Here is a 23,631-nt window from a genome sequence, read left to right as displayed (position 1 = left end):
TGAAATCGAAAAAAGTGTTGACGGACAGGAATCAGGCGAGAATTCTACCGGGTTCTGGACAACAACCAATAAACCACCGGAATCACTAATAAAGTAAAGGAAGTGGAGGCGAAGATGCCAAAGATGAAGCTCCACGCCAGTCCCGAGAAGATGGGGTCCAGCGTCATGACCACGGCGCCGGACAAGGTGGTGAATGCGGTCAGGAGAATCGGCCGAAAACGCACCGCGCCGGCTTCGATCAGCGCTTCGCGCAAGGATCGGCCTTGGCTGCGAAGCCGTTCGGTGAAATCGATCAATAAAATGGAATTACGCACCACGATGCCGGCCAAGGCAATCATCCCGATCATAGCGGTGGCGGTGAAAAAAACCGGGTTGGGGTAGGGCCCGATCGGTTCCGGGAGCATGTTCAAGAGCCAGAAGCCGGGCATGATGCCGATGATGGTCAGGGGAATGGCGAGCATGATCACTCCCGGCATCCCTAAAGAATTGGTCTGAATCACCAACAAGACATAAATCAGCAATAAGGCGGCGCCGAAGCCGATTCCCAGATCGCGAAACACATCCACGGTGATTTTCCATTCGCCTTCTCCGCGCAGGGTGACATCGTAGCCTTCCGGCAGGGGACGCTCGTTGAAGGCGCGGGTTAAAGCGATGACCGCCTCCACCGGGGCATGGCCGGCGAGTTCGGCGACGACGTAGTTGACCGGTTGCAAATTCTTATGGAAGCGAGTCGTCGGCTGTGCTTCGCGCTCAAAGTGCCCCACTTCCCCCAGGGGAATCAGATGGCCGTCTTGGGCGCGTACCCGCAAGGTCAGGAGGGTCTCGGGAACCGAGCGGAGGGGACGAGTCAGGCGGACCAAGATAGAGGCGGGAAAACGCTCGCCATCGGCGTGCAGAATGCCTATCTGCGCGCCGTCGAGGGCCGCCGCCAAAGTCTTCGCCGTCTGCTGGACGGTAATGCCGTGGAGCGCCGCTTTGGATTGATCCAGATGGTAGTGCAAGAGGGTTTGGGGGGCATCCACGAAATCATCCACATCCACCAGGATGTCGAGCTTATCGAACTCCTGCCGGACTTTCTTCGTGTTGACGACGAGGTCGGCATACGAGCCTCCCGGCGGACCGTAAACTTCGGCCACCACGGTGGAGAGTACCGGCGGGCCGGGCGGGGTTTCCACGATTTTGACATTGGCGCCGTGGCGGGCGGCGATGCGCTCGACGGCGGGCCGAATGCGCAATGCGATCTGATGGGATTGTTGATCGCGGTCGAGCTTGTGAACCAAGTTGATCCGGATGTCGCTTTGATGGGCGCCGCGGCGCAAATAATAGCGCCGGGCCATGGCGTTGAAGTCCATAGGGGAGGCGAGCCCCACATAGGCACTGAAGTCGGTGATCTCGTTGACCGTGGCCAGATAGGCCTCCAGATCCCGGGTGACCGCGTCGGTCGTTTCCAGAGTGGTCCCGCGAGGCATATCGATCACCAATTGCAGTTCGCTTTTGTTGTCGAACGGCAAGAGTTTCAGCGGCACCTTGAAGACCACCAGGAGACAGGAGAGCAGAAACAGAATCGCCACCGCCAGCAGAAATAGACCGGCGTGCCGAGGCGTTTTAAGTAAAGGCGCCAGAAGGGCGCGATAGACTCGATAAATCCAGGTACGTTCAAGATCGAAAGATTCCTCTTCCTTTTTGCCGTAGTCTCCTTTGAGCAGGCGATAGCTGATCCACGGTGTGATGGTGATCGCCACAAAGGTGGAAACGGTCAGGGCCACCGGGACGTTGAAGGCCATGGGGCCCATGTAGGGTCCCATCATGCCGGTGATGAAGGCCATGGGCAAAAAAGAGACGATGGCGGTCAGGGTGGTGAAGATGGTGGGAGGCAGCACTTCGTCCACCGCGGTCAAGGCGGCCGGCAAGGGCGGTTGGCGGCGCATTTTGAAGTGGCGGTAGATGTTTTCCATATTGACGATGGGATCGTCGACCAAGAGCCCCAAAGATAAAACCAAGGCGAACAAAGTGACGCGGTTAATGGTGTAGTCGAATAGGAGATCCATGAACAGAGTCACGCCGAAGGTGACCGGTACGGCGATGGCCACCACGAATGCCTCGCGCAGGCCCAAAATGATGGCCAGCACGGTGACCACGAGGAGGATGGCCACCACCAGATTTTGGACCAGTTCATTGACTTTGTCGTTGGCGGTTCGGCCGTAATCGCGAGTGACCGTGACCGTCACTTGGGAGGGAATGACCCGGTCGTGGAGAGATTTCACTTGATCGATCACCGCGCGGGCCACGGTCACAGCGTTGGCGCCGCGCCGCTTGGGGACGGCGATGGTGACTGCGGGACCGCTTTCGCCGGCGCTGGCTTCGGGGCCGGCGATGATTTCGCTGCGGCCGGCTTGAGGACCGAAACCGATGCGCGTATAAGTGTCCGTCTCCGCCGGTCCGTCTTCCAAACGGGCCACTTCGCGCAAATAGACCGGACGTCCGCCGTGCTGGGCGATCACGATGGATTCCGCCTGCGCCAGGGTTCGGATGAAGGGGCCGGCTTCCAGGCGCAGGCGGCGGTCGGAGAGATCGAACTCCCCGGCTTGAAGGTTCAGGTTGGCGGCTTGGAGCGTTCGAATCAGTTCCAGTAACGTCACCTGATGGGCGGCGAGCTTGGCCGGATTCGGATAGATCCGCAAAGTGCGCCTTTCCCCGCCGCTGATCCAGATCTTGCCGGTGTTTTCCACGGTGCCGATTTTATCCACCAATTCCTCGGCGATGCGGCGCAATTCGTAGCCCCCATAAGCCGGATCGGGGGAAGACAGAGTCAACAGGACGATGGGAACGTCGTCGATTTCCACCGGTTTGACCGTCCAGCCGGAGACGAAGGGCGGGATCAAGTCTTGGTTGGACATCAGCTTGCTCCAAGTCTTGAGCAAGCTGTCCTCGCGGTCCTCGCCCACGTAATAGCGCACCGTGGCCACGGCCCGTCCCGGCATCGACATGGAATAGGCGTATTCCACCCCCGGAATCTCCCAAAGCTTTTGCTCCAGCGGCGTGGCCACGAGTTTTTCCACTTCGTCCGCCGAGGCGCCCGGCGCTTCCACGAACACGTCCATCACCGGCACCACGATCTGGGGTTCTTCCTCGCGCGGGGTCAGAAGCAGCGCCGCCATGCCCATCAGCAAGGAAGCGATGAGGATCAGCGGCGACAGACGGGAAGTGATGAACAGTTCGACGATCCGGGCGATAAAGCCCAGGTTTTGCTCGGCGTTCATTCTGCCTCCGCCCTTGCCGACGGCATTAGAACTCGGTCGCCCGCTTGCAGGCCGGACAAGATCTCCACCCGATTGTCGTGGCGCTGACCGGTTCGCACCAGCCGGACCTGGACGACTCCGTTTTTAACCCGGGTGACTTCTTCCAGCTGGCCGACGCGGCGGACGGCGGTGGCGGGCAGTAATAGGGCCTCGCGCTTTCCGCACGCCTGACGTGCCCAGGCGAACGCGCCCGGGGTGATCGACCGGTGGGCGGGCAAGATTGCCTTCACCAGAACCGTGTGGGTCAAGGGGTCGGCGGCCGCGGCTCTTTCGGTGATGCGGGCGGTGAGTTTCAGTTGGGCGCCGGGGATTTCCACCGCCAGCGGGTCGCCCACCTTCGAACCTCCGAGGCAACGTTCCGGAACCGCCGTTTCTACTTGCAACCGGTCGGGGTCCTGAAGCACCAGGATGGGTTGGCCCGGAAGGCCCATGTCGCCGGGATCGGCGCGGCGTTCGATCACGTTGCCGGCGAACGGTGCCTTGAGTTCGGTTTCTTGCAGTTGGGCGCGGATGGCTTCGACGCGATGGCGCGCCGCCTCCACTTGGGCTCGGGTACTCCGCTCGGCGGCCAGGGCGGCGTCGAGATCCTGACGGGTGGCGGCTTCTTGGGCATATAGATTGCGGAGTCGGCGGGCGTCGGCTTCCGCCCGTTCGGCCTGCGCCCGCGCGGAAGCGAGGGCGGCTTGGGCCGCCTGCCACTGGGCTCGGATTTGGCTGGCGTTCAGTTGTACCAACAGTTGTCCCGCTTGAACCGAATCCCCCGGTCTGACGGTGATTTCAAGGATACGGCCGGGAAATTTGGGGGCGATCCGGGCGACGGTGTGGGAGACGACCGTGGCCGGCCAGCTCAAGCGGATGGGTAAGGTTTCCCGCGTGACGGCAACGATTTCCCCTTTGGCCGGGGGGGGCGATACCTCGGTCTGTCCGGGAGGGGTCTTGCGGGAAAAGCCACCTTGCAGATAAAAAAGCAGAAGGGCCACGGCGAGCACGACGAGAGGCACGAGGATCAGTTTGCCGGAGAAACGTTTACGGGAGGTCATGACGAAGGCTCCTGAGCGATCCCCATGCCGGTCGCGCGTTGCATCTCGGCTTGGGCGGTAAGGGTGTTGAAACGGGCGGAGATCAGATGGAGTTGCGCGCTGGCGGCGTCGGTTTCGGCGTTGAGATAGCGGGTGACCGTCGCGGTGCCGCCGCGGTATTGTTCACGGACCAGACGCAGGGCTTCCTCGCCGGCGGCGACTTCGGCGCGGGCGACATTCAGTTGCGCCAGGGCTTCCCGAAGCGTCAGCCAGGCCTGTTTGACCTCCCGTTCCACTTGCAAGTGGATTTTCTGATTGAGGGCGCGGGCTTCTTCCAGCTGTCGTTGGGCCTGCTCGATCCGCGCCGTGATCGCGCCGCCGGAAAACAGATCGATTTCGGCCCGAACCCCCACGGTGACATTGTCTTTATCGGTGGAGAAGTGGGGTTTCTTGCTGTTTTGACCGTACACGGCGAACGCATCGACGCGTGGCAGGCGAGCGCCGCGCGCGGCCAGAAGCGCCTTTTCCTTGGCCGCCACGTTCTTTTCCGCGGCCTGAAGTTCGGGACGGTGACGCCGGGCTTGATCGAGCCAGTCGCTGAATTTTCCCGGGGCAGCGGGCGGTTCGGCGACATCGGTGGGATTGGCTTTCAATGAGCTGTCCGCCGGGGCGGCGAGTAATGCACGCAAGGCGGTCCGAGCGGCTTCTTCCGCGTTCCGGGCCCGGATTTCCGCCGCCTCGGCTTGATTCAATCGAACCTCCAGGGAGAGGACATCGGATTTCAGCGCCATGCCTTGCTCTCGGCGAGAGCGGACGTGCTCCAGTTCTCTGCCGATGGCGGTCAGCGTGCGTCGGGCCACCTCGATTTGTTGAGGGGCTTCCAACAGCGCGTAGAAAGCGCTACTGACAGCGGCGCGAAGGGTGCCGTGGACGGCGTTTTTGCGGGCCTTTTGGGCATCCAGGCCGAGTTTCGCCGCCTGCCGGGTGAAATAGTCCTGTCCGCCGCGGAACAGCGACCAGCTTGCCCCGATCTCGGGCCGGAAATCTTTGATATAACCCGGCTCATTGATGTCCATGCTGAAATCGAAGCGACGTTGGGCCACGATCATACCGAAGGCACGGCTGGGATCGTTGGACGCGGTATAGCCGAGACCCGCCTGGAGATGGGGGAAAAAGGCCGCCTGAACCTCCTGCATGCGGGCGCGGGCGGTCTCGATTCGAGCCTGCGCCACATGCATGTCGGGATTGCGCTGGATGGCCAGATCAATGGCCTGTTGCAGAGTCAAGGGATGTGCGGGAAGCTCGCCGCGAGCCGCCGGTCCGACCGATTCGGCTGCGGCTATTCCGCTACCCAGCATCAGCATGACCGTCACAAAGCATTGAAGGCATTTCATGGTATCGGTCCGGCAGCCAATATTTTTCCCTAGAGTGAGGATTTGTATTAGAGATTCTGCATAATCAGAAGCTGAAATCCAGGTTGGTGAACAAAGCGTGGTTGAGCTGACTTTGCTTCGAAGTTTCCTTGCGCACGAACTGGTTCAGATATCCCATAGTGAGTTGAATATCGGGAAGAATCCGGAAGTTGAAGCCGCCGAAGACGCGGTTTTCGGCAAAGCCGTCGCTGCGCCATCGGCTGGAATTGAGATACCACATCACTTCGTCGTTGAGGACCAAAGCAACCCTGGGCAGCCCCGGAAGGGGGTAGCTCCACTGGACCAGCTCCCGCACCCGCCAGCCGACGTTGCGGTTTTTGGCGTTGTCATGAACCCGCTGTTCCAGCCGGGTGCGCGTCATCAACCGGCCCCATTCGAACGGCTCCGATTGCCAGCCGATTTCCTCGTAGGCACGGTTTTCATTGAAGGTGTCGAGCCAGTCGCGGGTATAGCCCAGCCCCACATGCAACTGGTCGTTGAAGTGATAATTGAATTGGATGAAAAGCAAGTATTCGGCAAGCCGGTTGGAATTGTTGGCAAACTTTTCCTGGGCATGATGACTGAAGCGTGCCTGGTTCAAGACACTCCAGCTGAAATTTTCCAGGGCCGGCGAAAGCTTGTCCAACCTCCCGTGGGCGGAGACGCCGTACCAGCCGAAAAAGGCGTTGTCGGCGGCGTACGCTGTGCTGGCCGTCAGCATTCCTAAACCAAACCAAAGCAATACCCATAGCTTTGAGCCCATTCCCTTCTGAAGAGTCGTGCTTCGGACCCGTCTCCAGCAAACCCAATTTATTCGTGTCGAATTTGAACCGTTATTTTCTCTAGGATTCGCCTCTTCAGGCCACGCTTTGGAATCCAAATTCGTTCCCGGCGGGTTCGTCATCATGTCCTCCATTTTTTCCGTCATTTTTTCCGTTACCGAGCGGGACAATCGCTGAATTTTTACATTTATCGGCTTCGTAGCCAATCGGTATTGTAGTAAGAATCATCACATACCGTAGCGGCAGGGTTGTTTTCTTTGAATAGATTCATCCTTTGATGTGTCGGGGATACTGAAGGTCAGGAGTCGTAAATTCGGCTTGATATACAAAAAATAATCATTATCATTTGTATTCAAGGATTGATGAGAAGGAGGTACCATTATGACTGCATCGGTTGCACGGTTGGAATCGACAACGACAAACCTTGGATTTCCTTCCCAACGCAAAAAACTGTGGCAACTCGAGCACCGATTCCATTGCAGTATTGCCGGCACCTGCCTGACCTTGGAGGAGCTACGCAAGCTTTGTCGTAAGGCCCGGTTGGGGGTCCCGCAGGGGGTCAGTGACTACGAGCTCCACTGTTCGTTCGTCACTTTGATCGGCAAATCCTCCCCTTTGGCTAAACTGGTGCAGAAATATCTGGATCGGAAATACGATCAGATCCTAAAGGAGTTCAAAAAGGCAAAAGATTTAGCGGCATTGACTCAATTGTGGGAGAAGGCCTTTGCCGAAGGCGATATCGCCGGGGCTTTCTGGGCAGCGGTCACTCATCCCTGTGCCTCGGAGTCGCTCATGTTCCGGCTGTTTGGCGAAATCCACATGCTTTCCCATTTGAACGGGGCTTCGATGCGGATTGATATGCAGCGTTTGGTCCAGCTTAAGCGCCAAGTGCCAAGACTGGAGAAGGAGATGAGCCAGTCTTGCCGGGAATTCCAGCGCCGTCTTCAAGCAAAGGACCGGGAAATCTCCCAACTGCGCCATCAATTGGACGATTCCATGGAGGTCAAGCGCCGATTAAAGGCAGCCGAGTGGCGTCTCCAGCATATAGAAAGCGGTAGCGAGAACAACCGCCTGTGTCGCCGATTGGACGATGCGATGACAAGCCTGGGCAAGCTTGTAAACCGCTGTGAACGTGCGGTATCCGAATCCGCCCGCTGGAAACATGCGGCAGAGACTGCCCATGAGCGGGAGCGGCAATTGAAGGAACAGTTGGCAACCTTGAGCAAGGAGCATGAATATTTGAATGCTGTCTTGGAGCGATTTTTAGAAGAAGGGGCCGATCGTGCAGTGGGAGATGCCGCCATCGACTTGTCCGGTCGCCGGGTCCTTTATGTGGGAGGCCGGCATCGCCAATGGGCCTGTTTTCGGACCTTAGTGGAGCGTTGTCGCGGTGAATTGATCTGTCATGACGGCGGAAAGGAGGACAATCGTGTCTATCTGGATGCACTACTCACTCGAGCCGATTGGGTGCTGTGTCCCCTCGATCATGTCAGCCACGATGCGGTGAGGCGGATCAAGCGCGAATGCCGCCGACGAGGCAAGCCTTTTCTGCTGCTGCCCAAGGCGAGTCTGGCCGCCTTCGTCGAAGGGTTATGGAAATTGGTCGTTGATGAGATAGGGCCAAAGAATGATATGGGTAATAGCCGGGTTTTGATTCCGGCCTAGGGTCGATTTCGATTCCCATAGAAAAAAATATTGCATTGCTACCTACTTAAAGGAGGTATGTATGACCGACCATCAAGGCGATTCAAGTCGAGAAAAACCTGAATTTCTCACCCTGATTTCGGTGATTAGTCATCTGATGACCTGTTATAGCCTGAGACCCTGTCCGGTTCTGGCTCAAAAAGTGGAGAATCATCTACGGGTATTGCTGCATTCCGAGTGCAGCGAAGAATTGAAGGATTGGCGTGGGGTTTTCGAACAATTGCACGGTCAATGGGTGCACTTGTCCTATCGATCGTCCATGCAGCGCTTGGTCGGTCCCATCGAGACAGTGCCTATCGGCGTTACCAAACACTGAACGGACGAAAATATCGCAAGCGTGAGGCAGTACCAAATTGAGAGGAGAATGAATGGGTCCTGTTTATATTTCGCATCCATTGGCAAATTTGTCTTCATCCCATATCGAAACCATGATTCGACGGCTGGTGCGGCGCTATTTTCACGATCCCACTCCCCATCTGGCGCGGGAGATCAGTGAATATTTTCGGGCTCTCTGCCTCTATTCGAATGATTATCCGGAGCAGGAGGTGCGCTGCCTTCATCGGGGGCTGGCGGTCTATTGGGAATGCTGCGCCCGAGAAAATCACCCCGGCTCACTCAAAGAAGCGAATTGGACATAGCTAAAGATTAGGGCAACCCGGAGGATTTTGGGTATGATTGGCTTTCCAATCAACCGATATGAGGAAAGCACCATGAAGATGACGTTCATGGCTGTGTCTTTGATGGGAATACTGTCGAGTGTCCAGGCGGCGGACATCGATGCCGGCAAGGAAAAGGTCGCCGCTTGCGCGGGTTGCCATGGGGCCGACGGCATGGCCACCCAGCCTGCTTATCCCAATTTGGCCGGCCAGAACGCCGAATACCTGGTCAGTGCGATGAAGGCTTACCAGAGTGGTGATCGCAACCACGCGATCATGAAGGCGATGGTCGCATCCCTGTCGGAAACCGATATAGAAAATATCGCTGCCTATTATGAAAGCCTGAAGTAATGACCGACCTTGTTCCCCCGTCTTTGAGTAAGGCGGGGGAAGGGTGAAGGAGGCTGCTATGAATGTTCGTGTCCCTTCATTGGTGCTGGGGTTGATAATTTCGGGGTGGGGTTTTACAGCACCGAATGCCACTAAGCCCAAAAACGATTACAACATCACCATCAGCTACGAGCTGGGCATGCACTGTACCGGCTTCGATTTTTCCTACTGTTGCGTTCTGCCCCCTTACAATTCAATCCAGAGTCAGGTCATCAAGACCGCCAAAGGACCATACGACCTGCCCCAACTGTTAGGTTCCGACCCCGAAGACCCCACCGTGTTGGTGGACGGGGATAAACGCATGAAGTTGGAATACGGCCATGTGGACAACACCTATTCGGAAGGGGCCAAGCTCGATTATTGGACCGTTCCCTACGACGTCAACGGAGATGGCAAGTACGGCCCCGACGAGAACGTCGGCAATGCCTATTGGACCCATCTCTATGTGTATCAGGATTTGAAGGGCAGCAACCCCAAACGCACCAGCAAGGACAAAGAAAAGCAACGGGTGGGGATCGAAATTCCGGTGCCCTTGGACAACGGCCCGGCGGGAGCGGCGGTGCCCAGTCCGATGAAAGGAGGGCATTTGCATTACAGCGGCAAGGAGGGAACCATCGTGTTCACCAAGTCGCCGGTGCTGGATAACGTGCCCATCGTCTTGACCAATCCGGGGATTTGGGAGGCGCTGGGATTGCCGTTGACCCCCTTCAGCGACAGCACCGTCACCAAAAACCCGTTGTCTATCGTGGAAAGCGATATCCATCCCTATCAGGAAGCCTGGGTCCGCTTGGTGGACGCCGAAACCGGCAAGCCCATTCTCGACAGCCATAGCGGCGAACCGGTCGAATTCATCGGCACCAATCCCATCGACGTGCCCAACTGCTCCAACTGTCATGCCAACGACAACGCCAACGGCGACAAGTACCCCTTATATAAGCGCGAGTTCGCCTTTTGGAAAGGGCTCGGGGCGAGCGATTATATCGCCGGCCTCAAAGCGACTTCGATCTCCATTCTTCAGATCCACGACGCCAAGCACGGCACCGATTTCATCGCCCAATACGATCCCGACAGCCGCGCCCTCAACAACCGTTTGGGACGCGACCCGGTGTTGTGCCAAAAATGTCATGCGGACAACGTGATCGGGGTGCTGGAATCCAAGGGAATCGCGGAAGCCTTGACCGGCAATAAAGTAAGCGGGGATATTCCCCTGCCGCCTTTGAGCGAGGCCCTTCATTACGCCCACCAGACTAACCGGCCGATGCCCGATTCCCAAGGTCGAACCGGCACCTGCGCCGGTTGCCATCCGGCACATCGCCAGGATGGGTCTCTGGACAGTTACCCTATTACCCCGGAAGGAAAAAACCGTTATGCCGACGCCGACAACCGCGACACCAAAGGAGGGTGTTTCGCAAGCCGCGACGTGCATTCCAATCCCGGCAAGGATAAGGACGGCGTCGAAACCCCGGAACATCTGAACGCCGTCGGCCAATGGCTCCAGGCCAATGTTTCCAAGATCGGCAACGGCGAGGGCGGCAAGGGGTTGTGGTGCACCAATTGCCATAATCAATTGTCGCGGGAACTCTATCAGCGCGACCGCATCACCCACGCTTTCCGGCAGGAAGGGGAAACGCTTCGCGATAAATCCTTGTTGGAGATCGCCAAGGCGATCGGAGTGAGCGAGCAGGCATTGATCGAAAACTATCTCGATCCCAAGGTGGTGCCGGATAAAAACGGCCGTGATTCTCCCGCCAAATCGGGCATTCTGTTAACCTGGTCTAAGGAGCGGATGGTGCCGGATATTGCGGTCATTGCCATGCAGGGAGCGCACCCTTTGATCCATAAGGACGAAGACGGGGATGTGAACGTCACCATCTTGTCCGCCGACCCCAAGGCCGATCCCGAATCCCTCCAGTTGATTGAGGAAGCAAGCGGGGCGGCGGCGGTTTCCTATGAAGCGGCCAGTCACGGCCGCGATTACTGGCTGTCGCCGGGCGAACCCCATTGCGCCGACTGCCATGCGCCCCCGTTCGTGGAAGGCCAGGGCGGGGTGGCGTTCCCCATCAATCAGCCCGGAAAATACAGCTTGATGCGTTATTCCAAGGGCCATGCGGGGCTCACCTGCCAAGCTTGCCATCAGTCGATCCACGGCCTCTTTCCGGTAACCCCCCGGGTGGACACCAACCTACAAGCAGGCACCGCAGTACAACCCGGACGGCAGCCATGGACCGCTCAAGTGCGCTTCCTGTCACGAGACCAACGCCAACGGCGTGCCCAAATTGGCGGTGGACTTGACCTGGAAGGACAAGAAAATCGGGGAAGACTTCGATGCCGCAGTGGCTTGGATGCACGCCAGTGCACCGGATTTGGGCGGCAAGCACCCCCGTTAGACGAATGCGGGTTTTCGGACAGAACATTCGGAAACCCGTCAGTATCTCGGGTTTTGATCTGGAACGGCGTCATTCACCATGAAATACAGGTATATGAGCTTTTGGGCGCTGTTGCTGGGCATTCTGATGCCCGGACAGGCTCAAGTCTTGGTCACGGTGGGCGGTCATGAGATCACCGACGCGCAGCTGGAGCAGGCGCTAAAATCCTCGCCGTTCGCTACCCGCATCCCTGCTCTGGGCGAGGAGGAACAGGCGCGGCTGCGAGGTGATTTGCTCCGGCGTTTGGTGCATTTCGAGGCGTTGCTGTTGGAGGCCGAACGTTTGGGGTTGGACCGAACGCCCGGGATCCAGCTTGAATTGAAAACCTTTGAAACGGGCCTTTTGGCGCAAAGATATTTGCAAAAACTGCGGGACGGTATCGAGGTGCCCGTGGAGCAGGTGCAGCAGTGGCGGCAAAAATTCGGTACCGATCTGAATGCTTTGGCGGCGGCGCGGGCGTTGTATGTGTCGCGTCGCTACGAGGCGTTCAAATCCGATGCTTTGGCGGACCTCGAAAAGCGCTTCGGCGATCTGGACGAAACCGCTTTATGGGCTCGAGCCGCCCGATCGGCGGGGATCGATGTGGAAGAACAGGTCGGCGATTATCGGCGCGAACTTTTGGTCCAGAAGCTCAGGGAAACCAAGGAAAAGGAATGGATTCCCGATGCCTCGGTGCTGCGCGACTATTACCGGGACCATCCGGCAATCGGGCGCGTTCCCGAGCGCCGTCGGATCGGTCAGATCGTGGTGGATTCGCGCGAATTGGCCGAGCGCTTGCGGCGGAAAATTCTGGCCGGCGAAAGTCTGTTTCGACTGGCCTCCAAATACAGCGTCGATTCTTACGGCCGCGAGCATGCCGGCGATATGGGCTGGTTGCCGGCGGGAAGCGGGATGCCTCCCATCGAACAGGCGCTGGCCTCCTTGCCCGACAAAACCGTCAGCGAGGTGATCGAGACGCCGCGGGGGTTTCATTTGGTTATGATCGTCGACCGGCGCCCGGGTGAACAAAAGCGCTTCGCTGCGATCGAGGACCGCGTGCGCCGGGCCATGTTGGCGGAAAAGTTTCCCGACTATGCCGCCCGATTGCTGGATCGCCATTCGGTGCGGTGGCAGTTGCCCCGATCGGAATGACCTCGACTGAAGGGGGCGCCGGAGGGTTTTCTTCGGCGCCTGGTCAACGTTTGGTTAAGGGGCCGATAGATAATATCGATTCACGACGGCCCAAACCGTCACCACGATGGTCACCAACGCCCAGCCGGCGAAGGTTCCTATCAGCACGGTATGAGCCACGCCGTTCTCCTTGATTCTAATTCCCGGGAGAAAAGGAATCAGCATCAACAGCACCGGCAGAAAATAACGTCCCTGGACTCCGGCAACCACCGGAGCGTTCAACTGGCTCCAGTATAGATATTGAATGACCATGATGCCCACGATCATGGCGGGTGCAATCGCCGCCAAGGCGAGGCCGACGCTTCGCGGGTGCCGAGATTGGGGCTCTTGTTCGAACGTGACGCCGCAGATCAACAGCACGATCGAGCAGGCGGCAATGTAAAAGAATTGCGGTAGGCGGGTGTCGAGCCAGCCGAGCACACCGATCATTTGTTTCACCCAGGGCCATCCATATTGGTCCACCGTATTGGCCAAAACCGCCAGTGATTGGATCGGATGGAGCGCTATGGTTTGCAATTGTTCGGACGGATTGGGCGTTCCCTCCGGGAAAGTCATGACGACCACGGCCTCGGATGCCGCAAGCATGGACCATCCACCCACCGCCGCTAGCGCACCGGCCACAGCCGTCCAGCCGTGGCGGGGATTCGTAGCCGCCAGCGGTAGAAGCATTAAGGCAGGCGCATAGGGGGGCCGGGCCATGACGACAGCGGTTATGACCAGGGCCGCGAAGACAGTCCCTTTACCGTTAAGACCTCCCCGACCTCGCAAGGCGTTCGCGATTAACGCACCGTAGAGGGCCGAGAGACCGAGCAGAGGACCGTCTTGACTGACCGCTCCGGCAAGGGCGGCGGACATGGGCAACAGGAATACCGCGGCGAAGGCGAGCGTCTTGCCTCGCGCCAAAAACATCGCTGCGCAGGCCAGTGTGATGGTCGTCAGGGCATTGGTTGCCCGTGCCAGGAGCAAAGTGTTGAGCACGCTGAGGTCCAATGCTTTGCCCACCCATATCGATAATACGGACGGAAAATATAAGGTTGGCGGATAGGGGGCCGTGTTCTGGAACCAGGCATCGAAAGTCGCGCCGTTCCAATGAATCCGGGCAGCGCTTTTCAGGGCTTCGGCGTTGATTTTATTCTCGGTGTGGAAGGGGATGCCTTGGACGGCGCCCCCAAGTAACATCAGTTCCGCGTCGATGGTGCCGCCGCTGCTTTTGCCGTCCCGGTGGCCGATGATGCCGCCTCGGGAGATGTGGTCCGCCCGCATGAAATGGGCGGATTCATCCGCATTCTGATAAGGCGGCATGAGTATGAGCAGCAAGGCGGTAAAACCCGTCGCCAGAATGAGGTAGATGGATAAAACACTGCAATCAAAAATTTTCCCTTTCATTCCAATCCCGTTGAAAGCAATGGTTTTACGAAGAATTCGAATGCTTCGTCGTCGAATACGCCGATATGGGTGAAGACGATGGATCCGCTTCGGTCGATCACCACCGTGTAGGGCAATACGCCTTGTGAATTGCCCCACTGTCGAAGCAAACGCCCTCCCTGTCGGGAGGAGATATGGAGCACCGGATAGGGAATATCCAGAGTGCGGACCACGTTTTCGAGTTTGTCCGGCCGGTCCAGTCCGACACCGATCACTTGAAGTCCATGCCGACCGTAACGGCGCTGATATTCTACCAAATGGGGAAGTTCGATCTGGCAGGGACCGCACCAAGTGGCCCAAAAATTGAGTAGTATGACCTTGCCGCACCACTCAAGAAGGTGACGGTTCCGATCTTGGAGATCGGGAAGGACCAAACGCGGAAGCTCCGAGGCATCGGTTGCTGCTTGGGCGAGGGTGGGGAAAACTCCCATCAAGACCAGCCATCCGGCGAGGAGCATCCAAGCTCCTTTGCTCGCATGAGGGTGTGTAGACATTGAGTAAATCCAGCACATTCCTAGGGTTGCAGGGTGGCATAGTACTCGGACAGGAGACGGATTTCCTCGGCGGTCAGTTGCTTGGCGATCAGCCGCATCCGCCCGTAGATGTCGTTGTGGCGGCTGCCGTCCCCGTAAGCCTGAAGCGTCTGTTCCAGATAAGTCTGGGATAGGCCGGCGATCCGTGGGGTGTCGATCCGCTCTCCTTGGCCATTTTCCCCGTGGCAGACGCGACAAGGAGGAATGATCCGTTTACTGTCACCGCGACGAACCAGCGCAGTGATCGCTTCGAATCGCTCCGAATCGGCTTGCGGACCTACCGATGGTTTTTGGCGGCTATACCAGGCGGCTAGATCCGCCATGTCCTGGTCGCTTAATCCGCTGGCGAAGTTCTGCATCAAGGGGTTTTCGCGGCTGCCGTCCTTATAGTCGCGCAGTTGACGATAGAGATAGGTCGGCAACTGGCCGGCCAGGGAAGGAAAGGCGGGATTTAAACTGATTCCATCCGTGCCGTGACAACTGGAGCAAGCGGTCGCCAGCTGCTCCCCCCGTTCGGAATCGCCGCTTGCCACCAGATCCAGCGTTTCGGCGGTCCAGGCGACTTGCGTTGCCGGAGCCGCTGATACCGCCCCGGCGCCCAAGCATAGGGCGATTGCGAGTATCTTGCGCATCTCAATACCCCCAGGGAACCGAATCGTAGGTTTTCAAGAAAAAGAACTGCAAGATCGGGATGCCGAAGCTGACCAACATGAAACCCGCGACGATCACGTTCCAAATCTTCATGTTTTCCACCCACGCGGGCATGTCCCTCGGGGGATGAATCGGATCGGCATAGTTCGGCTCCAAATCGACTTGAGGACTCGGGTTACGCAAGCTCTTCAGCAGGATATAACCGAACAAAACGGCCGAACCGAGCAGCAAGGCGCCCCCCATGATCATGAACAATTCGTAGGGTTGCCAGGCCAAGGTGAGCAGGCTGTGGTAAGTCACGCTGGAGATGCGCCGCGGCTGCCCCAAGAGGCCCAGGACATGCCAGGGCGTGCTGAGCAAGGTCATGCCCACAAACCAGGTCCAGAGCTGGATCAAAGCCAGGTTGTTGTTGCAAAGCGCTTTTCCGGTCAGCCTAGGCCATAGATGGTAGGCGATGGCGAAATACATGATGACCGTGGTGCCGGCGAAAATGAGATGGAAATGACCCGGTACCCAGGCGGTATTGTGAACCATGGCGTTGAGCGCGTAACTGGCATTGACGATGCCGCCGAAGCCGCCCAAAATCAACATCAAAAGGGCCAGAACCGCCGCCAACACCATGGGGTTGCCCCAGGCTAGGCGACCTATCCAGCCCAGTAGCCCCCGGCCGCCGTTCAGGCGACTGGCAATTTCCAGGGAAGCGAAGACGGTGAAGCCGGTGATCAAGGTGGGGACGGCGACCATGAAGGTAAGGATACCGTGGAGCAATTTCCAGCCCGCCGCTTGTTCCGGATCCATGTAGAGATGATGGAAGCCGATGGGCAAGCTGAAGACCAAAAGCCCTAAAAAGGCGAATCTTGCCATTTCGTCGCTGAACAGATATCCGCCGGCGGCCCGGGGGACGAAGCAATACATGGCGATGTAGGCGGGGATCAGCCAAAAATAAACGATCGGATGCAGGGTCCAGACGAACAAAGTGCGGGCCAGGCCCGGATCGACGGTATCGCGCCACCCCAAGGACCAGGGAATCAACTGAAACAGCACTTCCATTCCCACGCCGGCGCTGGTCCACAGCCACAGGAAAACATTGGCCGCGGTGCCGAACATGGCCAGGGGAATGGGGCGGCCCGGGTTCTCCTTCTGCCATTGGTGCGTCATGACGATCATGATGACGCACCAGACCCAGGAGCCCGCCACCAGCAGGGCGACGCCGATATAGAACAATGAGCTGGCCTGGATCGGAGGATAAAAGGTATAGAGGACGGAAGCCTTGCCCGTGAGCAGGGGAATCGCCGCGAGAACCGTCCCGAATAGGCTCAAGCCGAATCCGGCCCAGGCTAACACGGGTTTCCAGATCGGCCGCTGCAAAGCGGTCGCCGCCGTGTAATAACCGAATCCCATGATGAAAAAAGTGGTCAGCACATAAGCCATGAGCACCCCATGGGAGCTGACCGACGCGAAGTACACCTTGGCCGATTCAAGGGCAGGGAATATGCCGCTGCGTTCGACCACCTGATAAAAACCCATGAAAGCGGCGATAAGGAAAGCGGAGAAAGCAACCCCGAAGTTCCAAATGCTCAGTTGTCGAGTATGGGTATCGGTCATGACTCACCTCCGCCGAAGTTGGGGTGCCGTCGCATCCAAGCCTGTTTTTCCTCCACGGTTACTTTGCTCCACATGAAATCGTGGCCGAGGCCGCAATATTCGTTACACAGCATGGGATAGTCGCCGGGCTTGGGAAATTCGGTGGTGATTTCCGACACGTAACCGGGCACCACCATGGTGCTCATGTTGGTCATGGGCATGTGCACGCCGTGAAGGACGTCGATGCTGGCCCAGCGGAAGGTGATGGGGGTGTCAGCGGGAAGGGTGATTCGACGCGGGAAAAAACCGTATCGGCCGGCGACCATGATGACCTTGATGGTACCGTCCGGCTGGCGTTTGACGCCCAGATTATCTTCGGCGAACTCCTCGCTCAAATGCAGCCGTGCCGAGTCGATGGTTTCCACATTGCTGGGAGGATGAATGTCGAATACAAAAGTGGTAAAAAAAATCCCTCCCAGGAAGAGGGCGGTCATCCCCAGAACAATATATATCCATTTCTTCTCCAATGGGTCGATATGCATGGCTTCACCTCATTGCACCGCGCCGCGAGGCAGGAAAACCCCGAAGTAAATGAACAACCAGGCCAGCACCATGCCGGCGCCAATCATGAGCATCAGGATCCAAGTACCGATGGGCGGGGTGTTGAGGATTTGATTTTTTTCTTTTTCTTCGAGGGGATCGGACATGGTCGCACCTCCTGAATCGACAAGGGTGCCTTGGATTATATATTCGCATGCCGGGCAAAAACAGGCTGGATTGAAAAATCCAGCCGACAAAGTTGCATCGAGCAAAGAAACTCGGTTCAGCCCAAGGCGACATCCAAAATCATCATCACGATAAAACCAAGTATGACTCCCCAAGTGGCGATGTTCGTATTGCCTCGTTCCCGCGATTCGGGAATGACCTCGTCGACCACCACATAAACCATGGCTCCTGCGGCAAAGGCCAGGGCATAAGGCATGATGGGCATGCACTTCGTTACCGCGGCGGCCCCCACCACTGCGGAGATGGGTTCAACCACCGCGGAAAGCTGGCCATACCAGAAGCTGCGCAGTCGCGACCAGCCCATGCGGCGCAGCGGCATGGACACCGCTGCGCCTTCGGGAAAATTTTGTAAGCCGATGCCGATGGCCAAGGCGATCGCGGAACCCAAGGTAGCCGTGTGGAAGTCGCAACCCAGGGCGCCGAAGGCAACTCCTACCGCCAGCCCCTCGGGTATATTGTGTAGCGTGATGGCGACTACCAGCATCACGGTTCGCCGCCAGGTGGTTACGATGCTTTCATCGGCCTGCAAGGGCATGCCCAAGCGGAAGTGAGGCAGGAGCCGGTCGCCTATTTTCAGCGCGAGCGCCCCGACTCCAAATCCAACCGCTGCCGGGAGCCAGGACAAAGAACCATAATCTGCCGATAAATCGATCGCCGGCGCGAGCAAGGACCAATAGCTGGCGGCCAACATCACGCCTCCCGAAAAGCCCAACATGGTGTCGAGAAGTTTTTGGTTCACGTGTTTGACCAAAAACACGAGGGCAGCGCCGAGGGCGGTCACTCCCCACGTGAAAATTGCAGCCAGCAAGGATTGCAGAACATGATTTTGTTCGGCAAACCAGCGGAAGGCGGCCTGACTCCAGGTGTGGAACGACAATAAATGGAGGATGGAAGAGAAACCGTCAATAGCGAGGTTGGCGAGCAAGGTGACGGGCTCACTCACGATTCAAAAGCCTGGAAATCGCTTTTTGGTATTCGGTGCGCTCCTTTCTCCAAGCCTCGTACTCCTCAAGCTCGCCTTTCACCAATTTTAAAATCAGTACCATAACCGCCACATCGTCCAAATAGCCAACGACGGGGATGACATCCGGGATCAATTCCATCGGATTGATCAAGTAGAGCAGTCCGAAAGCCACCGCGGCAATCGCCCAAGTTGAAATTTGCTTGTATTCGCCGGAACGGTAATCCCTGATCAGTTCCAAGCACAAAAGAACATCTTTCCAAAGCCCGTGCAACTTGGGCCTGTCTTTTACTGTGTCCTCGATTTCCCGGGCCTTTTCGATGATACGAGCAAAATGTCGATCGGTTATTTTTCCATCATTGCGTTGGAAGAAGGTTTTGTCGAGCTTAATATCCTTGGGATGATGAGGCATGGAGTCTCTCCTCAAAGGCCGCTTGCGTTGCTTCCTGCTTGTGAGATGATTTTCAACAATAGGAAATTTTTAACACACATGGGAGTGAATATGCGGCCCGGACGTTTGCTGGGGCGTCAACCCTTAAAAACTTTGCCGAATCGGTTTAACTTGCGTCCCCATCAAAGAGCCCAAAAAGCATGCGCTTAGCCGTTTTCGCCGGAAACATTATCGGGACAGCATTTTTCCCAAGCGTTGAAGCCGCCCACCAGGTCGATGATGTTGTCGAATCCTTGTTTTTCCAGCAAACTGGCCGCGATGGATGACCGGTAGCCGGTGCCGCAATGGACGACGACAGGTCGGTCCCGGGGCAATTCCTTGCTGCGTTCGGCGAGATGGTTGAGTGGGATGTTGAGGCTTTCCCCGATGTGCTTTTGCTGCCATTCCGTGTCCTTGCGGACATCCAGAACCAGCGGCGATTCCGGGGAGGGAAGCCTTTCGGCCAATGTCGGGGCGGTGATGCGATCGATTCGCCGAACCAAGTCGGGACGGGTTTCCAAGGCTTGCATGCCTCCCTCCAGATAACCCGCCACATTGTCAAAGCCGATTCGGCCGAGACGCATCACGGCTTCTTGTTCGAGACCGGGGTCGGCGATCAGCACGATGGGCCGGGTGCGATCGAGAAGGGTGCCCGCCCAGGTGGCATAGGAACCGCCGAGGCCGATATTGACGCTGCCGGCCAGATGCGCGCCCGCGAAATCCGCCGCATCCCGTACATCCAAGAGTTGGGCTCCGGATTGTTTCATCTCCATTACTTGATCGAGGGAAAGCGGCTTCAATTCGGTTTCCAAGGTTTCCTCCAGGGTGGGGCGCTCTTTCCGGTTGAGCACGGCATCATGGGAAAAATACTTGGGCGCCTCCGGTTGACCGGCCGTGACCAGCTGAATGAAATCTTTTTTGCTCATGGGTTTAAGAGCGTAGTTATACCGACGCTGCTCTCCCATAGTGGAAAACAGATCCGTACTGAGACTTTTTCCGCACATGGAGCCCGCGCCGTGCGCCGGATAAATCATGGTCTCGTCGGGTAGCGGCAACAGCTTATCGTGCAAAGAATCGTAAAGCATCTCGGCCAGCTCCACCGCCGAAGCGCCGAACGAGGCCAATAGATCGGGACGTCCCACATCGCCGATAAACAGCGTGTCGCCGGTCAGTACGGCGTAAGGCGCATCGGTCCGCTTGGCCAGATCGTAAACCACGATCGAAATGCCTTCGGGGGTATGACCGGGCGTTTCGAGAATGTCGAGGCGAACCTTGCCGAATGCCAAGGTATCGCCATCGCTGTGCGGAACGAATTCATATTCCGCATCCGCCCGAGCGCCCAGATGGATTTTCGCGCCGACCCGATCCCGGAGTTCCAAATGGCCGGCGATGAAATCGGCGTGGAAATGGGTCAGGAAGACGTGGCGAATCTCGAGATTCTGCTCGCGCGCTTCTTCGAGATATTGTTCGATATCGCGCTGAGGATCGACGACGATCGCGGTTTTGGTCTCTTCGTCGCCGATGAGATAGGACGCGTGGGCGAGACAGCCCAAATAGAATTGCTTGAAAAACATAGAAACCTCCGTCTGTTTCATTGCCACAAAAGTCGGATCAGATATCCCAAAAGAAACAAGCTGAACAGGAACAACAAGGCGGCGAAGCCGATCACGACGAACGTGCTGGGCGGTCGGCGCTGATCAGGATGATCGATCTGCTTGGCAATCAGGATAAAGCGCAAGGTCGCGACGACCATTAGAAGAATTCCGAAGAAGACCAGCCCCAATCCCAGGATTAAGGCTTCCCGGTGAGCCGATGGAGCGAGAGGCATGGTTTCCGGGAGGGCCTGGGCAATGTAAGCCAGGAAAAGATCGAATCTTTCGATGACAAATCCAAAGGCGATCACCGCTATGGCGGTGCGTATCCAGGCCAAATAAGTGCGTTCGTTGGCCGAGTGATCCGTGTAATTTTTGATCATTGAGACGATTCCGATTCCCACTGGTTGTCGAGACGACTATGGTACCGGACCCAATGCAAGTGGGTCGGCTTCGGAACCCTTTATCGTGCATGCGTCGTGGGAATTGGGAGCATTTCACTCGGGCTCCGTTGGCGGCTCTGTTTCACCATCATGGCCTTTCTGACGCATTTTCAGATAGACCGAGACCAAAAACAGCAACCCGCTGGCGATAATGATCAAAGGACCGGGGGGTACGTCGGTCGCGGCATAGCCCGCGATTCCAAGCACGGCGGCCAACGCCCCCGCCGAGAGGCTGAAGTAGGCGTACTGGGTCAGGTTTTTGCTGATATTCTTGGCCGTACAAGCTGGAATGGCCAGCAGTGCCGCGGTCATCAAACCGCCTACAATTCGCACTCCCAGTGCCACGGTCAGCGCGATGCAAATCAAATAAACGGTGTTGTAGCGACGGGGATCGATTTGTTGGGATTGGGCCAGATCGGGCGAAATGCCGATCAAGACCATATTGGGATAGATCCGTTTGACGACGATAAAAATCCCGCCGGCGATCGCCAGGGTGACCAATACGGTGGACAGGGTGATTTGAGAAACATCGCCCAGCAAAGCGATCTCGGTTTCTTTTTGGGGGAGAAACAGAAAGGCGACTGCGAGGGACGTGGAAAAAACGACGATCGCATCGCGATCGCGGGTTTTCAGGTGAAAGAATTCTTCGACGCTTAGAGGAGGAAGAGCCTGTCTCTGCAAGAATTCTTGGGGAGGAAGGTAGCTGATATTGCGGGTCTGCCAGGTGACCGTGCCTCGATGGGGGATCAGGTCGAGCAACGCCCGCAGCAGGGTGGTTTTGCCGGCGCCATTGGGACCCAGAATCACCAAGACGTCACCTTCATTCAGAGAAAACGACAGGTCTTGCAGGATATGGTCTCTTCCGTAAGAAACGGAAAGCCCTTCCACGGTTAAGATGGTTCGGGAGGTATCCGCCATGATCGCTTCGTTGCCGTGGGGTTGGGTGAATACTGCCAGATGGCTGCCTACGAAGCAAGTCAGTTGACAGATCCGATCAACGAAGCAAATGGAGGCAGGGGATGAAAAACAAACCGGCTGCCTGAATTTCAGACAGCCGGCCGTTGCTATTTACTCGGCCGAAGCCCTTTGCTTATCGCTGCTTTCGTAGATGAGATAAGGCTTGGACTCTTCCTTGATGACACTCTCGTCGATCACCACTTTGGTGATGTTGTCGGTCGAGGGAAGCTCGTACATGATATCCAGGAGCGTATGCTCCAGGATGGTTCTCAAGCCGCGCGCGCCGGTTTTGCGTTCCATCGCCTTTCTGGCGATGGCGCGAAGCGCCTCTTCCCGGATTTCCAGTTCGCAGGCTTCCATTTCGAACAGCCGCTTGTACTGTTTGGCCAGAGAGTTTTTGGGCTCGGTCAGAATGCGCACCAGGGCTTCTTCGTCCAGCTCCTTGAGAGTGGCGACCACCGGCAGACGACCCACGAATTCCGGGATCAAGCCGTAGTGGATCAAGTCCTCGGCTTCCACCGAAGTCAGGATTTCGCCGACATTTTGGGTATCCTGCTTGCGTTTCACCTCGGCGGAGAAACCGATACCCCCTTTCTCCGAACGCTGACGGATGATTTTTTCCAGTCCGGCGAAAGCCCCCCCGCAGATAAACAGGATATTGCCGGTATTGACCTGGAGAAATTCCTGTTGAGGGTGTTTGCGTCCTCCTTGCGGCGGAACCGAGGCGATGGTGCCTTCGATTAATTTCAGCAGTGCCTGCTGCACGCCTTCTCCGGAAACATCCCGAGTGATGGAGGGGTTGTCGGATTTGCGAGAGATCTTGTCGATTTCATCGATGTAGACAATACCGGACTCGGCTTTCTCCACGTCGTAATCGCATTTCTGCAATAGCTTTTGGATGATGTTTTCCACATCCTCCCCGACATAGCCGGCTTCGGTCAACGTGGTGGCGTCCGCAATAGTGAAGGGGACATCCAAAAAACGGGCCAAGGTTTCCGCCAGCAAGGTCTTGCCGGAACCTGTCGGACCGATGAGCAAAATATTGCTCTTGGCCAGTTCCACGTCATTCTTCTTATGTTGGGAGCGAAGCCGCTTGTAGTGGTTGTAGACCGCAACCGCGAGAATCTTTTTGGCTTCCTCCTGACCGATGACGTATTCTTCCAGAACTTCCTTGATTTCCCTGGGTTTGGGTAGACGGTCCTCGCCGCCGCCCGTGCTCTCCTGCAGTTCTTCGCGAATGATATCGTTGCACAGGTCTACGCATTCATCGCAAATGAAGACCGAAGGGCCGGCGATCAATTTTCTAACTTCGTGCTGGCTCTTGCCGCAAAACGAGCAATACAGCAGCTTCCCTTCTCTGTCCTTACCGCGCTTGGCGTCGCTCATAGGTTACCTCGAACTATATAACTGG

Annotated in this window: 22 protein-coding genes; 6 read left to right on the top strand and 16 right to left on the bottom strand. The window is 57.2% G+C overall.

Annotated features, from left to right (window positions below; translation table 11 throughout):
• Positions 1-44: 44 nt before the first annotated feature.
• The 4 genes from H035_RS0109900 to H035_RS0109885 form a co-directional block, all read right to left on the bottom strand.
• On the bottom strand, positions 45-3,260 hold the full coding sequence (locus tag H035_RS0109900) for an efflux RND transporter permease subunit (RefSeq protein ID WP_022948820.1): 3,216 nt from the start codon (positions 3,258-3,260) through the stop codon (positions 45-47).
• The gene (locus H035_RS0109895) at positions 3,257-4,339 is read right to left on the bottom strand and encodes an efflux RND transporter periplasmic adaptor subunit (protein WP_022948819.1); all 1,083 of its coding nucleotides are present in this window, start codon (positions 4,337-4,339) and stop codon (positions 3,257-3,259) included. Before H035_RS0109895 ends, H035_RS0109900 begins: the two co-directional genes overlap by 4 nt.
• Entirely contained in the window at positions 4,336-5,712 is a 1,377-nt protein-coding gene (locus H035_RS0109890; RefSeq protein ID WP_026596475.1) for a TolC family protein, read from the bottom strand. The genes H035_RS0109895 and H035_RS0109890 overlap by 4 nt, the downstream gene beginning before the upstream one ends.
• 64 nt (positions 5,713-5,776) lie before the next feature.
• Positions 5,777-6,451: a DUF2490 domain-containing protein gene (locus H035_RS0109885; RefSeq protein WP_161624021.1), complete on the bottom strand. Its 675-nt coding sequence runs from the start codon at positions 6,449-6,451 to the stop codon at positions 5,777-5,779.
• Between the two features lie 442 nt (positions 6,452-6,893).
• On the opposite strand from H035_RS0109885, the gene H035_RS0109875 reads away from it, so the two are divergent.
• From H035_RS0109875 to H035_RS0109850, 6 genes are all read left to right on the top strand, one after another.
• Positions 6,894-8,177: a DUF2325 domain-containing protein gene (locus H035_RS0109875; RefSeq protein ID WP_022948815.1), complete on the top strand. Its 1,284-nt coding sequence runs from the start codon at positions 6,894-6,896 to the stop codon at positions 8,175-8,177.
• Between the two features lie 61 nt (positions 8,178-8,238).
• A complete protein-coding gene (locus H035_RS0109870; RefSeq protein WP_022948814.1) occupies positions 8,239-8,532 on the top strand; it encodes a hypothetical protein in 294 nt (97 codons plus the stop codon).
• Between the two features lie 52 nt (positions 8,533-8,584).
• The gene (locus tag H035_RS19110; protein WP_022948813.1) at positions 8,585-8,854 is read left to right on the top strand and encodes a hypothetical protein; all 270 of its coding nucleotides are present in this window, start codon (positions 8,585-8,587) and stop codon (positions 8,852-8,854) included.
• Positions 8,855-8,926: 72 nt separating this feature from the next.
• Positions 8,927-9,223, top strand: coding sequence for a c-type cytochrome (locus H035_RS0109860; RefSeq protein ID WP_026596474.1), 297 nt, complete (start codon positions 8,927-8,929; stop codon positions 9,221-9,223).
• Positions 9,224-9,281: 58 nt separating this feature from the next.
• Positions 9,282-11,819: a hypothetical protein gene (locus tag H035_RS19105; protein WP_200861540.1), complete on the top strand. Its 2,538-nt coding sequence runs from the start codon at positions 9,282-9,284 to the stop codon at positions 11,817-11,819.
• On the top strand, positions 11,743-12,819 hold the full coding sequence (locus H035_RS0109850) for a peptidylprolyl isomerase (protein ID WP_026596473.1): 1,077 nt from the start codon (positions 11,743-11,745) through the stop codon (positions 12,817-12,819). The genes H035_RS19105 and H035_RS0109850 overlap by 77 nt, the downstream gene beginning before the upstream one ends.
• Before the next feature lie 54 nt (positions 12,820-12,873).
• Here the strand turns inward: H035_RS0109850 and H035_RS0109845 are convergent, their stop codons facing one another.
• The 12 genes from H035_RS0109845 to clpX all read right to left on the bottom strand — a co-directional run bounded on the left by H035_RS0109845 (position 12,874) and on the right by clpX (position 23,606).
• Positions 12,874-14,244, bottom strand: a complete 1,371-nt coding sequence (locus tag H035_RS0109845) for a DUF2142 domain-containing protein (RefSeq protein ID WP_022948811.1) — start codon at positions 14,242-14,244, stop codon at positions 12,874-12,876.
• Positions 14,241-14,777, bottom strand: coding sequence for a TlpA family protein disulfide reductase (locus tag H035_RS19100; protein WP_161624020.1), 537 nt, complete (start codon positions 14,775-14,777; stop codon positions 14,241-14,243). Before H035_RS19100 ends, H035_RS0109845 begins: the two co-directional genes overlap by 4 nt.
• Before the next feature lie 20 nt (positions 14,778-14,797).
• Positions 14,798-15,448, bottom strand: a complete 651-nt coding sequence (locus tag H035_RS0109835; RefSeq protein WP_022948809.1) for a c-type cytochrome — start codon at positions 15,446-15,448, stop codon at positions 14,798-14,800.
• Between the two features lies 1 nt (position 15,449).
• Positions 15,450-17,072 carry a b(o/a)3-type cytochrome-c oxidase subunit 1 gene (locus H035_RS0109830; RefSeq protein WP_022948808.1) on the bottom strand — a complete coding sequence of 541 codons (1,623 nt, stop codon included), beginning with the start codon at positions 17,070-17,072 and terminating at the stop codon, positions 15,450-15,452.
• Positions 17,069-17,593: a cupredoxin domain-containing protein gene (locus tag H035_RS0109825; protein ID WP_022948807.1), complete on the bottom strand. Its 525-nt coding sequence runs from the start codon at positions 17,591-17,593 to the stop codon at positions 17,069-17,071. The genes H035_RS0109830 and H035_RS0109825 overlap by 4 nt, the downstream gene beginning before the upstream one ends.
• A 9-nt stretch (positions 17,594-17,602) precedes the next feature.
• Positions 17,603-17,758 (bottom strand): hypothetical protein, encoded by a 156-nt coding sequence (locus H035_RS22205; protein ID WP_022948806.1) that lies wholly within the window; start codon positions 17,756-17,758, stop codon positions 17,603-17,605.
• A gap of 116 nt (positions 17,759-17,874) precedes the next feature.
• Positions 17,875-18,780, bottom strand: a complete 906-nt coding sequence (locus tag H035_RS0109815) for a ZIP family metal transporter (protein WP_022948805.1) — start codon at positions 18,778-18,780, stop codon at positions 17,875-17,877.
• A complete protein-coding gene (locus H035_RS19090) occupies positions 18,773-19,210 on the bottom strand; it encodes a YkvA family protein (RefSeq protein ID WP_022948804.1) in 438 nt (145 codons plus the stop codon). The genes H035_RS0109815 and H035_RS19090 overlap by 8 nt, the downstream gene beginning before the upstream one ends.
• A 185-nt stretch (positions 19,211-19,395) precedes the next feature.
• Positions 19,396-20,802, bottom strand: a complete 1,407-nt coding sequence (locus H035_RS19085; protein ID WP_022948803.1) for an MBL fold metallo-hydrolase — start codon at positions 20,800-20,802, stop codon at positions 19,396-19,398.
• Positions 20,803-20,819: 17 nt separating this feature from the next.
• Positions 20,820-21,203: a YidH family protein gene (locus tag H035_RS0109800; protein ID WP_022948802.1), complete on the bottom strand. Its 384-nt coding sequence runs from the start codon at positions 21,201-21,203 to the stop codon at positions 20,820-20,822.
• Positions 21,204-21,317: 114 nt separating this feature from the next.
• Positions 21,318-22,181 (bottom strand): metal ABC transporter permease, encoded by an 864-nt coding sequence (locus H035_RS20795; protein ID WP_022948801.1) that lies wholly within the window; start codon positions 22,179-22,181, stop codon positions 21,318-21,320.
• A 150-nt stretch (positions 22,182-22,331) separates the two neighbouring features.
• Positions 22,332-23,606, bottom strand: a complete 1,275-nt coding sequence (clpX, locus tag H035_RS0109785) for an ATP-dependent Clp protease ATP-binding subunit ClpX (protein ID WP_022948800.1) — start codon at positions 23,604-23,606, stop codon at positions 22,332-22,334.
• Positions 23,607-23,631: the final 25 nt, after the last annotated feature.

This window comes from Methylohalobius crimeensis 10Ki (assembly GCF_000421465.1).
Taxonomy (GTDB): domain Bacteria; phylum Pseudomonadota; class Gammaproteobacteria; order Methylococcales; family Methylothermaceae; genus Methylohalobius; species Methylohalobius crimeensis.
The sequence above is the reverse complement of the archived record's forward strand: the minus strand, read 5'-3'. Positions and strand labels throughout refer to the sequence as shown.

Bases quoted from the DNA above. Each gene is read 5' to 3' on its own strand.
- H035_RS0109900 (WP_022948820.1), bottom strand. From the start codon at position 3,260: ATGAACGCCGAGCAAAACCTGGGCTTTATCGCCCGGATCGTCGAACTG.
- H035_RS0109895 (WP_022948819.1), bottom strand. From the start codon at position 4,339: ATGACCTCCCGTAAACGTTTCTCCGGCAAACTGATCCTCGTGCCTCTC.
- H035_RS0109890 (WP_026596475.1), bottom strand. From the start codon at position 5,712: ATGAAATGCCTTCAATGCTTTGTGACGGTCATGCTGATGCTGGGTAGC.
- H035_RS0109885 (WP_161624021.1), bottom strand. From the start codon at position 6,451: ATGCTGACGGCCAGCACAGCGTACGCCGCCGACAACGCCTTTTTCGGC.
- H035_RS0109875 (WP_022948815.1), top strand. From the start codon at position 6,894: ATGACTGCATCGGTTGCACGGTTGGAATCGACAACGACAAACCTTGGA.
- H035_RS0109870 (WP_022948814.1), top strand. From the start codon at position 8,239: ATGACCGACCATCAAGGCGATTCAAGTCGAGAAAAACCTGAATTTCTC.
- H035_RS19110 (WP_022948813.1), top strand. From the start codon at position 8,585: ATGGGTCCTGTTTATATTTCGCATCCATTGGCAAATTTGTCTTCATCC.
- H035_RS0109860 (WP_026596474.1), top strand. From the start codon at position 8,927: ATGAAGATGACGTTCATGGCTGTGTCTTTGATGGGAATACTGTCGAGT.
- H035_RS19105 (WP_200861540.1), top strand. From the start codon at position 9,282: ATGAATGTTCGTGTCCCTTCATTGGTGCTGGGGTTGATAATTTCGGGG.
- H035_RS0109850 (WP_026596473.1), top strand. From the start codon at position 11,743: ATGAGCTTTTGGGCGCTGTTGCTGGGCATTCTGATGCCCGGACAGGCT.
- H035_RS0109845 (WP_022948811.1), bottom strand. From the start codon at position 14,244: ATGAAAGGGAAAATTTTTGATTGCAGTGTTTTATCCATCTACCTCATT.
- H035_RS19100 (WP_161624020.1), bottom strand. From the start codon at position 14,777: ATGTCTACACACCCTCATGCGAGCAAAGGAGCTTGGATGCTCCTCGCC.
- H035_RS0109835 (WP_022948809.1), bottom strand. From the start codon at position 15,448: ATGCGCAAGATACTCGCAATCGCCCTATGCTTGGGCGCCGGGGCGGTA.
- H035_RS0109830 (WP_022948808.1), bottom strand. From the start codon at position 17,072: ATGACCGATACCCATACTCGACAACTGAGCATTTGGAACTTCGGGGTT.
- H035_RS0109825 (WP_022948807.1), bottom strand. From the start codon at position 17,593: ATGCATATCGACCCATTGGAGAAGAAATGGATATATATTGTTCTGGGG.
- H035_RS22205 (WP_022948806.1), bottom strand. From the start codon at position 17,758: ATGTCCGATCCCCTCGAAGAAAAAGAAAAAAATCAAATCCTCAACACC.
- H035_RS19090 (WP_022948804.1), bottom strand. From the start codon at position 19,210: ATGCCTCATCATCCCAAGGATATTAAGCTCGACAAAACCTTCTTCCAA.
- H035_RS19085 (WP_022948803.1), bottom strand. From the start codon at position 20,802: ATGTTTTTCAAGCAATTCTATTTGGGCTGTCTCGCCCACGCGTCCTAT.
- H035_RS0109800 (WP_022948802.1), bottom strand. From the start codon at position 21,203: ATGATCAAAAATTACACGGATCACTCGGCCAACGAACGCACTTATTTG.
- H035_RS20795 (WP_022948801.1), bottom strand. From the start codon at position 22,181: ATGGCGGATACCTCCCGAACCATCTTAACCGTGGAAGGGCTTTCCGTT.
- clpX (WP_022948800.1), bottom strand. From the start codon at position 23,606: ATGAGCGACGCCAAGCGCGGTAAGGACAGAGAAGGGAAGCTGCTGTAT.